An 18,972-nucleotide genomic window follows, 5' to 3' on the forward strand; every position below is an offset into this window, starting at 1 on the left:
TGCGGACCATGGCTTCCCCGGCGCATGTCGTCCGTGCCCTCGTGACGCGTCTGGGTCGCAGCTCGGAGCTTCCGGGCCTGCTGCTGGTCAACGGAACGATCCTGCTGGCCCTGCTGCTCGTGGTCCTCGACCTCGACCTGGCCGCCGTGATCGCCCTGCTCGTGTCCACCGCCGCCGAGTGGTGGCTCGAGCGCCGCTCCCCCGTCTCCTCGGTGCTGCTGAGGCAGGCGTCGGCGGGCCCGCCGCTGCGGTTCGCCCTGCGCGTCATCGTCGCCGCGGTCGCCTCCACGCAGTTCGCCGACGGCCCCGCCCTGCACGCGTTCCTGCTCGTCGCGCTGCTCATGATCACGGTGCTGTGCGTGCGCGCGCTGCACGCCGAGTACCGCCGCATCGGCCCCCTCAAGCCGATGCGCACGCGGCACATCCCCGGCGACACGTACATCGAGGAGGAGCCGCAGAGCCGCCCGCTCCTGGTCACCGTCGCCCAGCTCGGCGCCCTCGCGCCGGCCGTGCTCGGCGCCCCGTGGTGGGCCGTCCTGGCCGTCGGAGCCGCGGCCGTGGCGCTCGTGCTGGCGGGCACCGTGCCCGAGCTGCTCACCAGCTGGCGGATGCGCACGGCCAAGCGTGCCACCGGCTTCACGCCCCAGCTCTCGGCCGTCCAGCAGTTCATCGACGAGTACCGGCCCGAGGTGGTGGTCCACCTGTCCGGACCCGACACCGCGGCCTACCAGATCAACACGTGGATCGAGGCGCTCGAGGCGCTCGACCAGCGGGTCATGGTGGTCCTGCGCGACCACCCGCTGTTCGAGAGGATGGCGGCCTCGAAGCTGCCCACGCTCTCGCTGCCGGCTCCCGGCGAGCTGCTCATGCTCGACTTCTCGACGGTCAAGGTGGCGCTCTACCCGGCCAACACCGGCAACAACATCCACCTGCTGCGGCTGCCCACGATGATGAGCGCCTTCATCGGCCACGGCGACAGCGACAAGAGCGCCTCGAACAACCCGTTCTCACGGGTCTACGACGAGCTCTGGGTGGCGGGTGAGGCCGGCGCCGACCGGTACCGCCGGTCCGGCATGCACATCCCCGAGGACCAGTTCCGCTTCGTCGGTCGCCCGCAGGTGCACGCGATCGAGCCCACGCCGCGCATCGGCGAGCAGGAGATCCCGACGGTCCTCTACGCGCCCACGTGGGAGGGCGTCAACCAGCACCAGGAGTACTCCTCCCTGCGCGCGATCGGCGTGCAGCTGATCGACGCGCTGCTGGCCGACGGCTCGGTCCGCGTCGTCTACAAGCCGCACCCGTTCACGGGCCAGCGCGACGCGAAGTACCGCGTGGCGCACGCCGTGATCAGCCGCCGCCTCGACGACGCCAAGGCACGCACCGGGATCGACCACCGGGTCGTCACGGGTGGCGCGCTGACCGGCTGGATGAACCAGTCCACGGCGCTCGTCAGCGACATCTCCAGCGTGCTCTCGGACTGGCTCGCCGGCGAGAAGCCGTACGCCGTCTTCAACCACGAAGGCTCCTCGACCAAGCAGTTCCGCGAGGACTACCCGTCCAGCGCCGCGGCCACGATCCTCGGCCCGCAGGCCACGGGGGTGGAGGAGCTCCTCGACGTCGTCACGGGTCGCGCCCCCGACGTGCTCGCGGAGTACCGCTCGAAGCTGGCGACCTACCTGCTCGGCTCGCCCGAGCAGCGCACGCTCGAGGCGTTCCGCGCCGCGGTCACGGCGTTCGTGGAGCGATCGGACGCCGAGCGCGCGATCTACCGCTGAGCGCCAGGAGCAGCAGGCCGGCGACGGAGGCCACCGCTCCCCCGGCCACGAGTCCCGGCCCGGGACCGCCGGTGGACGCCAGGCCCGAGCCACCGCCCGTGGTGCCGCCGGAGCTCCAGTAGTACGCGTCGTCGTCAGTCGTGTCGCCGTCCGAGTCGATCGCCGTCGGCTGGGTGGTCGGGACGGTGGTCGGCTGGGTGGTCGGGACGGTGGTCGGCGTCGTGGTCGGGACGGTGGTGGGCTCGCTCGTCGGCTCCGTGGTCGGCTCCGTCGTGGGCTCGGTGGTGGGCTCCGTCGTCGGCTCGGTCGTGGGCTCCGTCGTCGGCTCGGTCGTGGGCTCCGTGGCCGGCTCGCAGTCGATCACTCCCTGGAACGGGAAGTCGTGCACCTCGCGCACCGTGCGCCCGGCGAAGCTGAGGTGGTCGAAGCTGCGCGCGATGACGTTGCCCTCGATGTTGCCGTGCGCGTACCAGTCGAGGTCGGCGCGCGGGGCGTAGATCGTGCCCTCGAGGGTGTCGGAGTTCTCGATCTGCAGCGACGTCGCGTCGGGGAAGTTCCACAGGATGAACGGCGCGTTCGCGCCGCCGATCCCCGCGAGGTTCGGCATGGACCCGTCGAAGTCGCCCGTCACGTTGATCACGAGCGGCGTCCCGGGGCCCGGCCGCGGGTCGTTGAACGTGATGCTCGTCAGGCCGTCGAGCTCGGCGGAGGTCAGGTTGAGCACGTTGGTGGTGCCGGCGGTCAGCGACACGTAGGCCTGCTGTCCGACGGGCACGGGCCGCGTGAGCGGATCGCCGTTCGCACTGGTGAGGGTGACGTTCTCGACGCACGCGCCGATCTCGGTGGACAGCGTGCGGTACTGCTCGAAGGCGCCGTCGAAGTCCACCTCGGGCACGGGCTGCGTGAACTCCGCGACGGTCTGCGCCGTCTGGACCTCGAGGCGCGGGATGTAGTCGGCCGTCTGGCCCTGCGGCACCGCGACCGCACCGGGACCGCCGACGAACGCGTCGTAGGTGGAGTCGTCCATCACCCGGGCCTGGCCCCCGATGATCCGCAGGATCGCGCCGGAGCCGGCGGCCGGGAACGTGAGCCCTCCCCCGACGTAGAGCGCGACGTCCTGCGGAGTCGACGCCACCCCTGCCAGGACGTTGTAGTTGCGGCGGAACGTCACGTCGCCGCCGACGGCCATCGTGCCCTCGGCCTCGTCGGCCTCGAGGATGGCGTCGCCCTCGACGAAGATCAGGAAGTTGGCGTTGGCCGGATCGGCGGAGTCGACCACGACCGGATTGACCGGCCCGACGGCCCACGCGGGACTCGTGCTCCACAGGCCCGCACCGGTCGCCATCGTCAGGATCCCGACGACGGCGAGTGCTCGACCAGCGGTGCGCAGCGCCACCCGTTCAGCGTAGGTGGGATTCACGGATCCGTCATCAGGGCCGATAGCCTGTCGTGGTGAGTTCGACGACCAGCCCTCTCGCGATCGCCATCGTCACGTTCAACCGCTCGGCCCTGCTCGACGAGCTGCTGCAGAGCGCCTCCACGATGACGACCGCGCCCGATCGCATCGTCGTCGTCGACAACGCGAGCACCGACGACACGCAGGAGGTCGTCACCCGCTGGCAGGCGAAGCTCGGCCCTGACGTGCTGGTGAACCACCGCATGGAGACCAACACCGGCGGCGCCGGCGGCTTCAGCGAGGGCACCAAGGTCGCCCTCGAGCTGGGCGCCGAGTGGGTCTGGCTGATGGACGACGACGTCGAGATCCTCCCCGACGCCCTCGAGCGCTTCGCGCCCTGGATGGAGCGGTTCAAGGTCATCCACGGCCGCCGCTACGACGTCGACGGCACCCCCTTCTACTGGCAGGCCAAGTTCAACCAGTTCCTCGGCGTGCCGCTGCCCTACTCGGTGCGCACCTTCAACACCGACGGCTACGCCGTCACCAACTCCGGCACCTTCGAGGGCATGCTCGTGCACGCCGACGTCGTGCGCCGGATCGGACTGCCCGATCCCCGCTTCTTCATCTCGTGGGACGACGCGATCTACGCGTGGCTCGCCTCGCTGGAGACCGAGGTCGTCTACGTCGACGAGTTCGTGCTGCAGAAGAAGCGCGAGCAGAAGCAGGTCAGCCTCGGCGTGCGGCACCTCAACGACTCCAGCCCGCTGGCGAAGTACCACGTCATGCGGAACCGGGCCTACGTCGGCCGCTACTTCGCCGAGCACGGCCGCCTGAACAAGCCGGGCTTCGCCCTCGGCACCGCGCTCACGTTCGCCAAGGAGATCGTCCGGCTCATCGTGGTCGAGCGCTCCTTCAAGGGCTTCTCCTCACTGGTGAAGGGCTGGCGCGACGGCCGGAGGATCTGGGCCGACCGCACGTGGCAGCCGATGCCCGCGCTGGAGGGCGGCACGCATGACTGACGTCCTCGTCGTCGGGTCGGGCTTCTTCGGCCTCACCGTGGCCGAGCAGCTGGCGAACGACCCCGGTCTCACGGTGCACGTCATCGACCGCCGCTCGCACCTGGGCGGCAACGCCTACAGCGAGGCCGAGCCCACCACCGGCATCGAGGTGCACCGCTACGGCGCGCACCTGTTCCACACCTCCAACGAGCGCGTGTGGGAGTACGTCAACCGCTTCACGACCTTCACGGGCTACCGCCACCACGTCTACTCGACGTACCGCGGCGAGGTGTACCCGCTGCCGATCAACCTCGGCACCATCAACCAGTTCACCCGCTCGTCGATGGGACCCGACGAGGCCCGTGCGTGGGTGGCCGAGCAGGCCGGCATCGGCCTGTCGGGCGGCGCCGCCGCGGCGACGAACCTCGAGGAGAAGGCGATCAGCCTGATCGGGCGGCCGCTCTACGAGGCGTTCATCCGCGGATACACGGCCAAGCAGTGGCAGACCGACCCCACCGCGCTCTCGGCGGACATCATCACCCGGCTGCCCGTGCGGTACACGTACGACAACCGCTACTTCAACGACACGTACGAGGGCCTGCCGACCGACGGCTACACGGCGTGGCTCGAGCGCATGGCCGACCACCCGAACATCACGATCGGCCTCGACACCGACTTCTTCGACGAGTCCCAGCCGTTCAACAAGGCGGCCACCGTTGGGCAGCTGCCGGTGGTCTACACCGGCCCGCTCGACCGCTACTTCGACCACGCCCACGGCCCTCTCGGCTGGCGCACGCTCGACTTCGAGTCCGAGGTGCTGCCGATCGGCGACTTCCAGGGCACGCCGGTGATGAACTACGCCGACGAGGAGATCCCGTACACGCGGATCCACGAGTTCCGGCACTTCCACCCCGAGCGCGACTACCCGTCCGACGCCACCGTGATCATGCGCGAGTTCAGCCGCTTCGCGACCGCCGGCACCGACGACGAGCCGTACTACCCCGTCAACACCGCCGACGACCGCACGGCGCTGAAGGCCTACCGCGAGCTCACGGTCGGCGAGTCCGACGTGCACTTCGGCGGGCGCCTGGGCACCTACCAGTACCTCGACATGCACATGGCGATCGCGTCGGCGCTCTCGATGGTCGACAACGTCCTGAGGCCGGGGCTCGTCCGTGGCTGAGTCGCGGGTCGGGATCGTCGCCCGGCTCCGCCAGTGGGCGATCGCACGCCTGCGCCGCTCGCGCTTCCTGCCCGTCGGCATGCCCGACAAGCGCACCGACGAGCACCGGCTCGGCCGGGCGTTCACCCAGTCGGTGCTGCTCTACTTCCCCAACGGCGCCGACGCGCTCTACCAGCTGCGGCCGTGGTTCCGAGCGCTGCAGGCGCTCGACGCGGCGCACGGCGTGGTCGCGGTGTTCAAGGACTCCCGCACGGCCGCGCTGGTGCGCGTCGAGTCGGGCCTCGACTGCGTCACCCTCGCCCGCTACGGCCAGCTGGACGAGATCCTCGCGCTCAGCGACGTGAAGCTGGCGCTCTACGTCAACCACGACCCGATCAACTTCGAGTGCCTGCGGTTCACGTCGCTCGTGCACGTCTACCTGGGCCACGGCGACAGCGACAAGGGCGTCTCGGTGTCCAACCAGGTCAAGGCCTACGACCTGTGCTTCCTCGCGGGCCAGGCGGCGCTCGACCGCACCGACGTGGGCGTGATGCTCTACGACGCGCAGGCCCGCTCGGTGCTCATCGGCCAGCCGCAGCTGGACGCGCCCGCGTCCGCACCGCGCCCTGACCCGCAGCGCCCCACCGTGCTCTACGCCCCCACGTGGGAGGCGTCGCAGCCGTCGGTCTCCTACGGCTCGCTGCTGACCCACGGCGCCGCGATCCTCGACGCGCTGTCGGGCACGTACCGCGTCGTCTACCGGCCGCACCCGCTGAACGGCGTCATCGACCCGGCCTACGGCGAGGCCGACGCGGCGATCCGCGAGCGCGCCGACCGCGTGGACACCGACGTGCCGCTCGAGCAGTCGTTCGCCGACGCCGACCTGCTGGTCACCGACGTCTCGGCCGTCACCCTGAACTGGCTGCCCAGCGGCAAGCCCGTGCTGGTCTGCCGACCGCGCGTGCCGGTGCCGCCGTCGCGCCTCATGGACACGCTGCCGCTGCTGGACGAGGAAGCCGACGTGGCGGCGCTCGTGGCGCAGCACCTCGCGGCCGATCCCGGGGCCGCGGCCCGCAGCGAGCTGCTCGAGTACTACCTCGGCGACACCACCCCTGGTGCCGCGACCGAGCGCTTCCTGCAGGCGTGCGGCGCCGCGATCGACCTGCGTGACCGCACCTGGGCGTCCCACCGTCGGCGCGGCGCCACCGGCCCCTGAGGGAGACGGATCTTTCGACCTTCGGGTCGCCCCAACGACACCTTGGTACCAAGATCCGTCCAGGTCGGCCATCCTGTTCCCATGACCGACCGACCGGGACCGGACGACGGTCCTTACTTCCACGGCACGAAGGCCGCCCTCTCCCCCGGTGACCTCCTCGAGCCGGGGCGGCGCGCCAACTTCGGCGGGAACCGCACCGCCGGCCACATCTACTTCGCCGCCACCCTCGACGCCGCCGTCTGGGGCGCCGAGCTCTCGGTCGGCGAGGGGCCCGGGCACGTGTACCGCGTCGAGCCGACCGGACCGTTCCACGACGACCCGAACCTCACGGACAAGAAGTTCCCGGGCAACCCGACGCGCTCCTACCGCAGCAAGGACCCGATCCGCGTCGTGGAGGAGGTCGCGTGGGACCCGCACCCGCCCGAGGTCCTGCAGCACATGCGTGACAGTCTCGCCGCGCTGAAGGCCCGGGGCGAGGACGTCATCGACGACTGACCCGACGGGGCACCAGCAGCGCCACGAGCGCACCGGCGAAGGCCGCGCCCGCGCCGATCACGAAGCACAGCTGGAACGCGCCCTTGTCCGGAATCGCGTAGCCGGCGAAGTCGACCGTCTTGCTGGTCAGCACGGCGGCCATGACAGCGCCGGCGATCGTGGTGCCGACCGAGCGCATGAGCGCGTTCAGGCCGACGCCCGAGCCGGACTCGGACTCGGGGACGTTGTCCAGGATCAGGGTGGGCATCGCGGCGTAGCCGATGCCGACGCCGGCGCAGGCGACCAGCGAGCCGAGCATGAGCTCCCACGGCGCGTTCATGAGGAACAGCGTCACGAGGTAGCCGACGCCCAGCACCGTGGCGCCGACCGAGAGCGTGATCCGCGCGCCGACCGTGGTGATGAGCTTGCTCGACACGGGCGCGAAGAACATCATCATGAGCCCGCCCGGCGCCATCCACAGGCCCGCCTGGAGGATCGTCTGACCGAGGCCGAATCCGGTCTCCTCGGGCATCTGCAGCAGCTGCGGCAGGACGATCGACTGGGCCATCATGCCGAAGCCGATGAGCACGGCGGCGAGGTTCGTGAACAGCACCGGCGGGTTCGCGCTCGTGCGCAGGTCGACGAGCGGGTCGTCGTGACGCAGCTCGAACCACCCCCACAGCAGCAGGACCACGACGCCGCCGATGATCGAGCCGAGCGTGCGGCCGTCGGTCCAGCCCCACTCGCTGCCCTTGCTGACGCCGATCAGCGCCGAGACCAGGCCGATCGCGAGGCCCGCGACGCCGACGACGTCGATCCGGGCGGGGTGCTCGTCGTGGATGCCCGGGACGACGACCAGCGTCGCGGCGAGGATGACCGCCGCGAGGACGGATGAGAACCAGAACAGCGCGTGCCACGAGTAGTCCTGGGCGATCCAGGCCGCCAGCGGCAGGCCGAGGGCGCCGCCGACACCGAGGGTCGCGCTGACGGCGGCGACGGCGGTGGCGCGCTTCTCCACCGGCGCGACCTCGCGCACCATGCTGATCGCGACGGGGATGTAGCCCATCGCCATGCCCTGGAGGGCGCGGCCGACGAGGAACGGCGCGAGCGAGCTCGACAGGGCGGCGATCAGCGAGCCGAGGACGAGGATGCCGGCGGACCCGACCATGACCTTCTTCTTGCCGTACATGTCGGCGAGGCGGCCGGTGACCGGCATCGTCACCGCGGCGGCGAGCAGCGTGGCCGTGACGGCCCACGAGGCGTTGCCGGGGTCGGTGCCCAGCAGGCGCGGCAGGTCGCTCTGGATCGGGATGACGAGCGACTGCATGAGCGCGCCCGCGAGACTGCCGAAGCAGAGCACGAGGATGACGGCGAGCGGCGGGAAGCGCGTGTCGACGGGCTCGTCGACGACGGAGGGTGAGCGCATGGGAGGTCCTGTCCGAACAGCGATGTGTAGTCTACACAAGCAACCTGTGTAGACTACACATGGAGATCGTCCCCCGCCGCATCGGAGTCCGCATGACCTCCCTCACAGAGTCCGCCCGCGCCGCTCCTGCATGGGCCGCCCTCCGCGGGATCGCCCGCCTGGAGCGGGGTCGCCGTGCCGCCGAGAGCGTCAGGTTCGGGCACGCCGACGGACGCCTGCTGTGGATGTTCTCCGACGGCCGGCCGCGGACGCTGCGGGAGATCGCCGACGAGCTCGCGTTGGAGCAGTCCACCGTGAACCGCCAGGCCAACGCGGCACTCAAGGCCGGCCTGCTGACACGGTCGCGCGAGCCCGGCCAGAACGCCTGGCACTTCAGCGCCAGCGAGGCGGCGCTCGAGGACTTCTCGCGCGAACTCCAGGACCACCTCGCGCTCCTCGACCGTGCCCTGCAGGCGCTGCCCGAGGGCGAGCGAGCGCGGTTCCTCGAGCACTTCGACACCTTCGCCACCGCCTACAGCGAGGCTGCCGTCGAGGGCTGACCTCGGCCTAGAATCGCGTCATGCACCGGATCTTCACCACGAGCGTCGCCTCGGTCTATCCCCACTACGTCGCCAAGGTGGAGAAGAAGGGGCGCACGAAGGCCGAGCTCGACCAGGTCATCGAGTGGCTCACCGGCTTCGACGAGGCCGCGCTGCAGAAGCACCTCGACGCCGAGACCACGTTCCAGGACTTCTTCGCGCAGGCGGACCTCAACCCCAGCGCCACCCTCATCACCGGCGTCGTCTGCCACGTGCGCGTCGAGGAGGTCGAGGACCCGCTCATGCAGCAGATCCGCTGGCTCGACAAGCTCGTCGACGAACTCGCCAAGGGCAAGGCGATGGAGAAGGTCCTGCGCGCCTGAGCCGTCAGCGCGGCGACCAGCCGGGGTCGCGGCCCGCCCGCGCCACGAGGCGGTCCAGCACCGGGGCGTCGTCCGCGATCGGCACCGCCGGTCCGAACAGGCCGGGCGTCCCGCCCGGGTCGAACGACTCGACGAAGCCCAGGCACGCCGCCGCGGTGGCGTCGTCGAGGACGTACTCCTGACCCGTCGCGCGCGCGAGGTCCCAGCCGTGCAGGACGACCTCGTCGAGCGCCACCAGCCCCGCCGCGGCGCCCGGCAGGTCGACGCCGCCCGCACGGGTCATCCCCTCCCAGGCCGACGCCTCCCTCCACGCGTTCACCAGACGCGGCACGTGCTGCTCCAGCTCGACCTCCCAGCCCTCGCCCGCGCTCGGGGCGGCGTCGGGGTCCGGAGCCGTGTCGGTCAGCGGTCCGAACTCCTTGTCGGCGGCCGCGCGGAACGCCTGGGTGAGCCCGACGACGTGGTGCAGGAGCTGGCCGACGGTCACCCCCTCGCACGGCGTGGGGCGATGGAAGTCCTGGTCGGTGATGCGGGAGGCGGTGCGCAGGAGCGCGTGGCCCGCCGGCTCCAGATCGACTCTGCTCATCTCCGCAGTCTCGCCGGGTGTGGCGCTGCGCGGAACCCACGGCGCTGGGCACGGTGCGAGATCATCGAGAGATGGACACCCGGGAGCGGCTCGAGGACGAGCGACGGCGGACGCTGCGGCAGCTCGCCAGCCTGACGCGCGACTTCGACGCGGTCGTCGAGGCCTCGCTCGACTCCAACGCCGACGACGAGCACGACCCGGACGGCTCGACGATCGCCTTCGAGCGGTCGCAGGTGGACTCTCTCATCCAGCAGTCCCACCGACACCTCGCCGAGGTCGATGCTGCGATCGAGCGCCTCGATGCGGGAGTCTATGGGACATGCGAGACATGTGGACGACCGATCGCCCCCGCGCGACTCGAGGCACGACCGACGGCGCGGCAGTGCATCGCCTGCGCGTCGGCGCGACGCTGAGCCGGACGGAGGGCCCGCGATGACGTGGCCCCGGGTCGACGGCCTGCGCGGGCTCGAGCTCGGCTCCCCCGGCGAGCTGCGCGCCCGCCTGAACGGGCTCGTCCTGGCCGGCCAGAAGCGCGCCACCGCGGGCCTGTTGAGCGAGTACGACGAGGAGAGCGAGGAGCTCGAGCACATCGGCGAGCGACTGGCGCTGCTCGACGACGACGGGAACCGCATCGGCACGGTCGAGGTCACGGATCTGACGATCCACCCCTTCATCGAGATCCCGTGGGAGTTCGCCGCCGCCGAGGGCGAGGGCGACGCCGACCTCGACGAGTGGCGCACGGGCCACCGCCGCTTCTGGGCCGCCGCCGGCACACCCGTCGAGGACGACACCCTCATCGCCTGCATCCGGTTCACGCTGGTCTGACTCGGTCCCGCGCGTCCCGCGCGCGAGATGTGTAGCGGTATGCACCGAATTTTGGGGTTCGAGACCGAAATTCGGTGGATACCGCTACACATCCGGCGGACCGTGTCACGCCGGCGGGAGGGCGAGGCCGAGCTGCTGGTAGAGCTGTTCGATCCGAGACTCGACGAGCGGGCCCTCCTCGTCGAGGATCGCGTGAAGCCTGCGCGGCCAGACGACGTCGATCTCGCGGATGCGGAAGTCACCACCGAACACCGGCCACGACGCCTCGATGAAGCAGAGGACCCCACGCAGGGGGACGTCGGAGCCAACGATCTCGCGCAGGACGCCGAGCTGCTTCTCAACACCCTCCACCAAAGGGGTTCGGTTGCGGCCACCGACGAACAGCCGCTCGGTGCGAGGTCGGACGACTCCACCCTCGACCCGTAGCACGGGCCGCTGGTCGACGTACCGCTTGGGGTCGATGACCCACACCCCGGCTGGCGTGACGACGATGTGGTCGATGTTCGCCCGACTGCCCGGAATGCGACGGTCGTGCAGCACGCGCAGCCGATTCGACGCCTTCCGCTCGAGGGCGGCGCCCAGCTGCTCCTCGCCCGTGGCTCCGGTGGCCCAGGACTTGGTCGACCGTCGCTCACTTCCGAGGGCCAGACGGAGGCGCGCGGTCCTGGGATGCCGGTCGCGGATCGCCTGCTCGTCCTTGGCCCTGCGGCGCTGGTACTCGCGTCGCGCGGACGCGCCGGGCGTGCCCGGATCGACGACGGGCGGCTCGGCCGTCGTGTCCTCGCTGCAGTCGACGCACCGCACCGTCTGCGATGCACGTTCGTAGACGGCCAGCGTCCTCGCCGCCAACTCGAGGCCACACAGGCGACAGGTCCCGGCATAGCGGAGCCGCATCTGCTTCTGAGGGGCGATCTCGGCGGTCATCCCGCGACTGTAGGCGCGGATCGGCGGCGCGTCCCACGAATCACTCCAGACACACGAGACCGGCGCCCCGAGGGGCGCCGGTCCGGTGGGTGGTGCGTTCAGCGGTTGATCGGGCTGCGGCCGAAGGCGAGGCCGGCGAAGACGACGATCAGCCACAGGCCGCTCACGATGCCGGGGAATCCCGGGAGGCCGAAGGCGGCGACGGTGATGACGACCGGCAGGATCGGCAGGATGCTGAAGACGCCGATCCAGCGGGAGACGAGGCGCTCCTTGAGGGACATCCAGATCACGGCGGCCGCGGCGACGGTGACGCCGAGGTAGCCGATGTAGGCGCCGAAGTCATTCAGCACGAACAGGACGTAGAGACCCTCGGTGTCGAAGGCGCCCGCCTCGTTGCCGGTGTAGAGGCCGAACGCGCCGCGCCAGCCGTAGCCGAGCGACAGGGCGCCCGCCGCGGCGGTCAGCGCCAGCGGGACGACCCGGGCGGCCGTGCTGGCCAGCGCCCGCGGCTCGACGTGACGACGCCACGCAGCCGCGAGGAAGAGCAGCAGACCCACCGTCAGGTAGCCGACGATGACGCTGGCGTGCGCCTTGCCCGTGCTGACCTGCTCGACGACGGCCTGGCTGTACGGGGTGTCGATGTCCCAGCCCGACGGGTGGATGTCCAGCGCGAGCGTGGCGACGATGCTGCCGATGCCGGCGGCGACGCCCAGCAGCGGCCAGCGGCCTCGTCCGACGGTGGCGGGCTCGGCCTGCGGGTGGGGCGCGGTGGTGGCGGTCATGGTGGGTCCCTTTCTGGAGGATCACGGATCTGTTCTCGGTGACCCGAAGCTAGGTCGGGACGCGTCCCGGGCAGTAGGGACGAGGACCCCCGATCGCCCGGGATTCCTGCCCGGATCGGGCCCGGGCCACCGCCGCTGCGTGCCACGATGTGCTCGTGTCCCGCCTGACCGATCCGCAGCTGCGCCGCCTGGCGGCCGCCTGCGTGGTCGTGTCGCTGGTGTGCTCGGCGGGCGCCGTCGCGCTGCACGTCGTCGCGCAGGCCCGCTCCCCCGAGGTCCCGGTCTTCGCGTGGTCGAACCTCGCGTTCGGCGCGACGTGGCCCCTCGCCGGCCTCGTCGTCGTGCGCGCCCAGCCGCGCAACCGCTGCGGCTGGCTGCTCGTGGGCACGGCGTGGATCTCGGTCTACCAGCTGCTCGGCGAGTACAGCATCTGGAACGCCTACGTCTCCGAGCTGCCGTTCGCCGCGTTCACCGACTGGACGTCGATGTGGGGCTTCGCGGCCTACGTCCTGGTGCTGCCCCTCGTGCCGCTGCTGTTCCCTGACGGACGACTCCCCTCGCCGCGCTGGCGGCCGTTCGCCTGGTCGATCGTCGTCGCCGCGGCGGCCGTCGTGGTCTGCCGCATGCTGGTCCCCGGCCGCAGCGACATCGACCCGAACGTCTACAGCCCGCTCGACCTCCCCGTCCCCGACGCGCTCAACTACGTCGTCCTGATCTCGGCGATCTACTGCAACCTCGTGGGCATCCCGGTGGCGATCGTGGCGGTGCTGCGACGCATCCGCCGGTCGGTCGGCGTCGAGCGGGCGCAGCTGCAGTGGCTCGCGCTCGGCGGGGTCTTCGTCCTGGTGTCGCTGCTGCTCTCGGCCGTGCCCGACACCCACCCCGCCGTGTTCGCGATCGGCCTGCTGGGCGTGCCCTTCGCCATCGCCGTCGCGATCGTGCGGCACCGGCTGTTCGACATCGACGTCGTCCTCGGCCGGTCGCTGGTGTTCGTCGTCGTGCTCGCGGTCGTGATGGCGTGTGGCGCCTGGCTGCTGCTGCGGCTGGACCCGGAGGTCGCCGGGACGCGCCGCGGCATCTTCCTCATCGCGGCCCTCGCGGTGGCGGCGGTGCTGCTGCGGGCGGCCGCGCAGCACGGGGTGGACCGCTGGCTGTTCCCCGAGCGCGAGAGCTCGCGCCTGCTCGGCCGCCGCATCGCCGCGGCCATGTCGGGCTCGACCGAGCCGCGCGAGGCCCTGCGCGAGCTGGTCGCGGCCGTGCGCACCACGATGCGTCTGCCGTACGTCGGCTTCAGCGGGCCCGGCCTCGCCTCGGTCGAGAGCGGCCGACGGCCCGAGCACGTCGTGGCCCTCGACGCCGTCGCGATGGGGCGCGAGGTCGGCCTGCTCGAGATCGGCCCGCGCCGCGAGGGCGAGGGCTTCACGCGCCAGGAGCGCCAGGTGCTCGACGAGTCGGCGGCCCAGGCAGGGATGCTCGCGTACGCGGCCGGACTCGTGGCCGACGTGCAGCGCAGCCGCGCCTCGATCGTCGGCGCGCGCGAGGAGGAGCGCCGCCGCCTCCGCAACGACCTGCACGACGGCGTCGGGCCCTCCCTCGCGGCCATCGCCCTGCAGGCCGACGTGCTGGCCCACCAGCTCTCCGACAGCGACCACGGCGAGCACGCGGTGCTGATCCGCGACCGCCTGCGCGAGACCGTGGCCGACGTCCGCTCGGTCTCGCACGGCCTGCGCCCGCCGATTCTCGACCAGGTCGGGCTCGAGGAGTCGCTGCGCCAGCTCGTCGCCGGCATCGAGCCGATCGTCGGCGAGGCCGACGTCGACGACCTGGGCGACCTGCCCGCGGCGGTCGAGGTGGCGGCCTACGCCATCGCGGCCGAGGCCGTGACGAACGCGGTGAAGCACAGCGCCGCCTCGCGCGTGCGCCTCGAGGCCCGTCGAGGCGACGGCGTCCACGTGACGGTCGCCGACAACGGCCGCGGGCTGCCCGCCCACCCGCGCGCCGGCGTGGGCCTGACGAGCATGCGCCAGCGCGCCGCCGAGCTCGAGGGAACGATCGAGCACCGCCCCACCCCCGGCGGCGGCACCACCGTGCACCTCTCGATCCCGCTGCCCGAGGAGCGCCCATGACCACCGTCCTCGTCGTCGACGACCACGAGCTCTTCCGCGCCGGGATGCTGGCCGTCCTCGGCAGCCTGCCCGGGATCGAGGTCGCGGGCGAGGCCGCCACCGGCGAGGAGGCGCTCGAGTCCGTGGCGCGGCTGCGGCCCGACGTGGTGCTGATGGACCTGCGGATGCCCGGCATCGGCGGCCTCGCCGCCACCGGGCGGATCACCGAGCGGCACCCGGACACCAAGGTCGTGGTGCTGACCATGAACGAGGACCCCGACTCGGTCTTCGCCGCCCTGCGCGCCGGCGCCCGCGGCTACCTGCTGAAGGAGTCGGGTGCCGACGACGTCCACCGGGTCGTCGAGGGCGTGATGCGCGGAGAGGCCGTGTTCGGCCCGAAGGTGGCCGAGCACGTGGTGCGGTTCTTCGCCGGAGGCGGGAGCGCACCGGCGACGTCGGCGTTCCCCCACCTCACCACCCGCGAGCGGGAGGTCCTCGACCTGATGGCGCGCGGACTCGACAACGCCAGCATCGCCCGACAGCTGTTCCTCTCGGAGAAGACCGTGCGCAACCGGGTCAGCGACATCCTCGCGAAGCTCCAGGCCGGCACCCGCGCCGAGGCCGTGGCCCGGGCGCGCGACGCCGGCATCGGCGAGGACTGACCGCCGCGGAACGCAACGGTGCCCCGGCCTCTCGGCCGGGGCACCGTCACTTCCCCAATTCCCCCCTCACGCGACCGGCGCTACTCGCCCCTCACAGCGTCCCGCGCCGTCCGCGCCACACCAGCGCTCCACCCGCGCCGAGCAGCGCGAGCATGAGCGCGACGAGCCCGAGGCCGAGGTCGGCGCCGGTGCGGGGCAGCTGCCCGTCCGACTCCTCGGCGTTCGGCTCGCTGGCGTCCGGTCCCCCAGAACCGGACTCGTCGGTGACCGGAGTGTCCTCGCCCTCCGGGTCCTGCTCTCCCCCGGTGCCGCTCTCGACCGGCTCCGGCTTCACGACGACGCCGGCGTCCCACGTCGGGTCGATGCCCTGTGTGGCCGCGATCTCGCGGTGCTCGTAGTCGCCCGTGAGCGCCGTGTTCGAGTCGTCGAGGACGATCTCGATCGTGAGCCCGTCCGCGGGGTTCGCGTCCGAGTCCGCGGCGTCGTCGTCACCGGCGTCGCGCTTGGTGAACTCGTACGTCCGCTGCTGCTCGGGCGTCAGCGTGAACCGCACCCGGTAGGTGCCCGCGGGCAGCTCGTCGAACGCGTACCGGCCGTCACGGTCGGTCGTGGTCGTCGCCAGGACGGTGCCGTCCGTGTCGAGCAGCTCGACCTTCACGCCGGGCAGCGACTCTTCACCGGGGCCCTGGACGCCGTCCTTGTCGGTGTCGATCCAGACCCGGTCGCCGATCGCGTAGGTCTTCGTCACGAAGCCGAAGTCCAGCGTCGGGTCGCGGTCGCCGTCCTCGTGCAGCTCGCCGGGAACCGTGGTGGCCTCCCAGGTCGACGAGTCGAGCACGCGGTCGCCCATGCCGGGCCGCGTCGGGACGTACGGTCGCAGCGCCTCGGCGGACTCCTCGCGGTCGATCCGGACGGTGTACGTCTGGTCGCCCGTCAGCGCCGGGAGGTGGTCGAACGTGTACCGGCCGTCGGCGTCGGTCGTGACCGGACGCACGGGCTGGCCGAACACGTCCACGACGGGCTCGCCGTCGGGACCGACGAGTTCGAGCACGACGCCCTCGATGCCGGGCTCTCCCTCGCCCTGGCGGCCGTCGCGGTCCTCGTCCACCCAGACGAAGTCGCCGACCGACACCGAGCGCACCGGCACGATCTCCGCGGACGTGTCACCGATCCGGTTGACGATCGGGGCCGACGCGTCGGTGACCTTCACGGCCACGTAGGCCGCGAGCGTGCCGCCCGCCTGCAGGCGGGTGCCGTCCTTCTGCTTGATCGTCACGATGCCCGCGTCGTGCGAGGCGACGAGGTTGCCACCGATGTCGACCGGTCCCGCGCTCGCGCCGGCGGCCGTGGCCTTGTCGTCCTCGTCGACGAAGCCGAGGAACTCGACCGCGTCGGGCAGGACGTCGACGACCGGCAGGATCGCGACCTGGTCGTAGCTGCCGTGCGGGATGAACTCGATGCGGTAGACGTACTGGTCCTGCACGAGCGAGCCCGCGCCGTCCATCTGCGCCGAGAGGGACGCGACCCACTCCTGCTTCACGGTGTCCCAGACCCGCTTGCGGACCTCGGCCTCGTCACCGTACGACGTGGCCTCGCTGACGGTCTCGGACCAGTGGAGGGGCCTGTCGTCGAGGCCCAGGAGCGTGGCCTTGTTCTTGATCGTCTTCGTCTCCTTGCCCTCGAACGCCTTCGTGGTCAGCGCGATCGTGACCTGGAAGCGCTTGTCGGCCCCACGCGAGGTGACGATGGCGTCGCCCGCGGCGTTGAGCTCGATGACGAGGTCGCCGTCGGCGCTCTTGCGCAGGTCGAAGTGGGAGGCGTTCAGCGCGACGCCGTCGTAGCTGCCGGAGACGCTCACGCTGGAGAGGTCGCCCAGGTCGTAGACGTCGGCGTCCACGTGGTCGACGATCCGGCTCTCGCGCACGTCGATGCCCTTGCCGGCGGCGACGGTGAACGTGTAGTCGACGGTCACGGACTCGCCCGGGTCGACGGCCTTCTGGCGCGGCGCGCCGGTCTTGCTGAAGACGCTCGGGTCGTTGATCCCGCCGGTGGTGTCGGGCAGGACGACCACCGTGACGTCGCGGGTCGACGTGTGCGGGTTGCCGTCGCGGTAGTGGAAGTCCGCGACGTTGCGCCAGCGGTACGGGGTCGCGTCCTTGATGGTCGTGCTGCCCGCGACGGTCAGTCCGTCCACGGAGTTCAGCTGCGCCTTGACCGCGATGGACGCGTTCGTCGTCGTGTCCTTGCCGACGTTGACCAGCAGGCGCTGGCCGTCCACGCAGTACTGGCCGACGAACTCGTCGCCCGCGAACGCGGCGGGGGTGGCGGGGCAGGTCTCGGCCTTCGTCAGCGTGATGCCGGTGGCGGTGATGAAGTCACCGGCGTCGGTGCGCCACGCGGCCTGGGCGGGGAGCGTGTCGCTGATGACGACGTTGCGCGCGAGCACCTTGTTCGGGTTGCTGCCGTCCCAGCCGCGCAGGTCGGCCTTCAGCGTGTAGGTGATCTCGGCCGGCGGCTCGAGGTTCCCGGACTCGTCCGTGACGACGTTCTTCGCGCTCCAGTCGGCGGTCTTGCCGAAGAGCGAGCCCACGTTAGGACCGGGGTTCGGGTTGGCCACCGTGTGGCGCAGGCGGACGCCCGCCTGGCGCTCGACCGTGGCCGAGCCGAAGGTGGCCGTGTTCGTCAGCACGGTCTCGAACTGGCCGTAGCCATCGGTGAGCCGGTCGAGCTGCGCCTGCAGGAGTGCCTCGATCGCGGCCACGTCGGTGACCCGGGCCTTGTAGGTGATCGCGAGGATCGACGGTCCGGGCACGTCCACGGTGCCGGCGAAGGTCTGTCCCGAGACGGTGGGCGCGAACGCGAAGGGACCGGTCCTCTTGTTGAGTCCGTCCTCGTCCCAGCTCGTGATCTCGCCGGCGAACGAGCCGGCGACGTAGCCGAGGCCGGCGGGGAGACGGTCGGCGATCTCGAAGTCGTCGCGTGCCTCGGGCGAGTTCACTCGCAGCGTGTACGCGAGGTCCTGGTCGACGATCTCCGGCTTCAGCTTCACGGTGCCGTCGACGACGGTCACGAAGCTGTCGAGGTTGCCGGGGGTCACGCCCTTGGAGAAGCCCTCCGTGACGTTCGCGAACTCGTCGCCGCGGTCGCGGATGATGACGTCGATCGAGCTCTCCTCGCCGTCGACCTTCCACACGATCTTCTCGGCGGAGCTGCCCTCGACCTCGTCGACCGTGAGCCTCAGGTCGAAGACGCCCTGGTTGACGCCCGTCGGCCACGGGTCCTTGAAGGTGATGGCCACCGAGTTGCCGTCCTGCGTCACCGACTCGATCGCGGTGTTCGCCGACGGGACACCGGTGAGCTTGACGTTCGTGCCGAGGTCGAACTCGACCGTCGAGCCGGGGGTGACGTCGGTGTTGTACTGCACGCGCAGCGTCAGCACGTCGCCCTCGGTGACCACGTCCGTGCCGTGGTAGGTCGCGCCGTTCAGCAGCAGGCTGGAGGTGATCCCGGAGGTCGCGGCGATCGCAGGCAGCGCCAGCACGGTCAGCAGCAGCGCCAGCGCCGCCACGACCGCGGCCCGTACGGCCGGCAGGGTTCGTCTCATCGGTGTCTCGTCCTTCGTGGTGAGGCGTGCATCCGCGAGTCCGCGAACGCTGGTTACGCCTACTGGAGTGACGAGGCCCGAAATCTCGCGCGAAAATCTCGCAGATGTGGGTCTGTTCACATTGGGGCGAAACGTG

General features: G+C 71.3%; 16 protein-coding genes and 1 pseudogene. 11 read left to right on the top strand and 6 right to left on the bottom strand.

Features of this window, described 5'->3' with window-relative positions:
• Positions 1-8: 8 nt before the first annotated feature.
• A complete protein-coding gene (locus tag ACGWYL_RS00840; RefSeq protein WP_395486166.1) occupies positions 9-1,775 on the top strand; it encodes a CDP-glycerol glycerophosphotransferase family protein in 1,767 nt (588 codons plus the stop codon).
• 376 nt (positions 1,776-2,151) lie between these two features.
• Here the strand turns inward: ACGWYL_RS00840 and ACGWYL_RS00845 are convergent.
• Positions 2,152-3,120, bottom strand: a pseudogene (locus ACGWYL_RS00845) (collagen-binding domain-containing protein); the annotation flags it as partial.
• Positions 3,121-3,227: 107 nt separating this feature from the next.
• Between ACGWYL_RS00845 and ACGWYL_RS00850 the strand changes: the two are divergent.
• The 4 genes from ACGWYL_RS00850 to arr all read left to right on the top strand — a co-directional run bounded on the left by ACGWYL_RS00850 (position 3,228) and on the right by arr (position 7,042).
• Positions 3,228-4,190 carry a glycosyltransferase gene (locus ACGWYL_RS00850; RefSeq protein ID WP_218845725.1) on the top strand — a complete coding sequence of 321 codons (963 nt, stop codon included), beginning with the start codon at positions 3,228-3,230 and terminating at the stop codon, positions 4,188-4,190.
• Positions 4,183-5,352 (top strand): UDP-galactopyranose mutase, encoded by a 1,170-nt coding sequence (gene glf, locus ACGWYL_RS00855; RefSeq protein ID WP_395486167.1) that lies wholly within the window; start codon positions 4,183-4,185, stop codon positions 5,350-5,352. The genes ACGWYL_RS00850 and glf overlap by 8 nt, the downstream gene beginning before the upstream one ends.
• Positions 5,345-6,547, top strand: a complete 1,203-nt coding sequence (locus ACGWYL_RS00860) for a CDP-glycerol glycerophosphotransferase family protein (protein WP_395486168.1) — start codon at positions 5,345-5,347, stop codon at positions 6,545-6,547. Before glf ends, ACGWYL_RS00860 begins: the two co-directional genes overlap by 8 nt.
• A gap of 81 nt (positions 6,548-6,628) precedes the next feature.
• Positions 6,629-7,042 (top strand): NAD(+)--rifampin ADP-ribosyltransferase, encoded by a 414-nt coding sequence (arr, locus tag ACGWYL_RS00865; RefSeq protein WP_395486169.1) that lies wholly within the window; start codon positions 6,629-6,631, stop codon positions 7,040-7,042.
• Here arr and ACGWYL_RS00870 read toward each other — a convergent pair.
• Positions 7,029-8,447 (bottom strand): MFS transporter, encoded by a 1,419-nt coding sequence (locus tag ACGWYL_RS00870; RefSeq protein WP_395486170.1) that lies wholly within the window; start codon positions 8,445-8,447, stop codon positions 7,029-7,031. The two genes, arr and ACGWYL_RS00870, sit on opposite strands and share 14 nt — an antisense overlap.
• Positions 8,448-8,506: 59 nt before the next feature.
• On the opposite strand from ACGWYL_RS00870, the gene ACGWYL_RS00875 reads away from it, so the two are divergent.
• A complete protein-coding gene (locus tag ACGWYL_RS00875; protein WP_269302984.1) occupies positions 8,507-8,986 on the top strand; it encodes a MarR family transcriptional regulator in 480 nt (159 codons plus the stop codon).
• Positions 8,987-9,006: 20 nt separating this feature from the next.
• A complete protein-coding gene (locus ACGWYL_RS00880; RefSeq protein ID WP_179423700.1) occupies positions 9,007-9,348 on the top strand; it encodes a DUF2200 domain-containing protein in 342 nt (113 codons plus the stop codon).
• Positions 9,349-9,352: 4 nt separating this feature from the next.
• On the opposite strand, the gene ACGWYL_RS00885 is transcribed toward ACGWYL_RS00880, so the two are convergent.
• Complete coding sequence (locus ACGWYL_RS00885) at positions 9,353-9,934, bottom strand: TIGR03086 family metal-binding protein (RefSeq protein WP_395486171.1); 582 nt, start codon at positions 9,932-9,934, stop codon at positions 9,353-9,355.
• 71 nt (positions 9,935-10,005) lie between these two features.
• Between ACGWYL_RS00885 and ACGWYL_RS00890 the strand changes: the two genes are divergently transcribed.
• The gene (locus ACGWYL_RS00890; protein WP_179423696.1) at positions 10,006-10,347 is read left to right on the top strand and encodes a TraR/DksA C4-type zinc finger protein; all 342 of its coding nucleotides are present in this window, start codon (positions 10,006-10,008) and stop codon (positions 10,345-10,347) included.
• A gap of 19 nt (positions 10,348-10,366) precedes the next feature.
• The gene (locus ACGWYL_RS00895) at positions 10,367-10,759 is read left to right on the top strand and encodes an ASCH domain-containing protein (protein ID WP_395486172.1); all 393 of its coding nucleotides are present in this window, start codon (positions 10,367-10,369) and stop codon (positions 10,757-10,759) included.
• A gap of 105 nt (positions 10,760-10,864) precedes the next feature.
• Here the strand turns inward: ACGWYL_RS00895 and ACGWYL_RS00900 are convergent, their stop codons facing one another.
• Positions 10,865-11,683, bottom strand: coding sequence for a nuclease-related domain-containing protein (locus ACGWYL_RS00900; protein WP_395486173.1), 819 nt, complete (start codon positions 11,681-11,683; stop codon positions 10,865-10,867).
• Positions 11,684-11,781: 98 nt separating this feature from the next.
• Positions 11,782-12,465 (bottom strand): hypothetical protein, encoded by a 684-nt coding sequence (locus tag ACGWYL_RS00905; RefSeq protein WP_395486174.1) that lies wholly within the window; start codon positions 12,463-12,465, stop codon positions 11,782-11,784.
• A gap of 155 nt (positions 12,466-12,620) precedes the next feature.
• On the opposite strand from ACGWYL_RS00905, the gene ACGWYL_RS00910 reads away from it, so the two are divergent.
• Together ACGWYL_RS00910 and ACGWYL_RS00915 are read left to right on the top strand one after the other, a co-directional pair.
• On the top strand, positions 12,621-14,591 hold the full coding sequence (locus ACGWYL_RS00910; RefSeq protein WP_395486175.1) for an ATP-binding protein: 1,971 nt from the start codon (positions 12,621-12,623) through the stop codon (positions 14,589-14,591).
• Positions 14,588-15,232 (top strand): response regulator transcription factor, encoded by a 645-nt coding sequence (locus ACGWYL_RS00915; RefSeq protein WP_269302997.1) that lies wholly within the window; start codon positions 14,588-14,590, stop codon positions 15,230-15,232. The genes ACGWYL_RS00910 and ACGWYL_RS00915 overlap by 4 nt, the downstream gene beginning before the upstream one ends.
• A gap of 91 nt (positions 15,233-15,323) precedes the next feature.
• Here the strand turns inward: ACGWYL_RS00915 and ACGWYL_RS00920 are convergent, their stop codons facing one another.
• Positions 15,324-18,836 carry an SdrD B-like domain-containing protein gene (locus tag ACGWYL_RS00920; protein ID WP_395486176.1) on the bottom strand — a complete coding sequence of 1,171 codons (3,513 nt, stop codon included), beginning with the start codon at positions 18,834-18,836 and terminating at the stop codon, positions 15,324-15,326.
• Between the last annotated feature and the right edge of the window lie 136 nt (positions 18,837-18,972).

This window comes from Aeromicrobium sp. JJY06, from assembly GCF_044069275.1.
In the GTDB taxonomy this organism is placed as follows: domain Bacteria; phylum Actinomycetota; class Actinomycetes; order Propionibacteriales; family Nocardioidaceae; genus Aeromicrobium; species Aeromicrobium tamlense.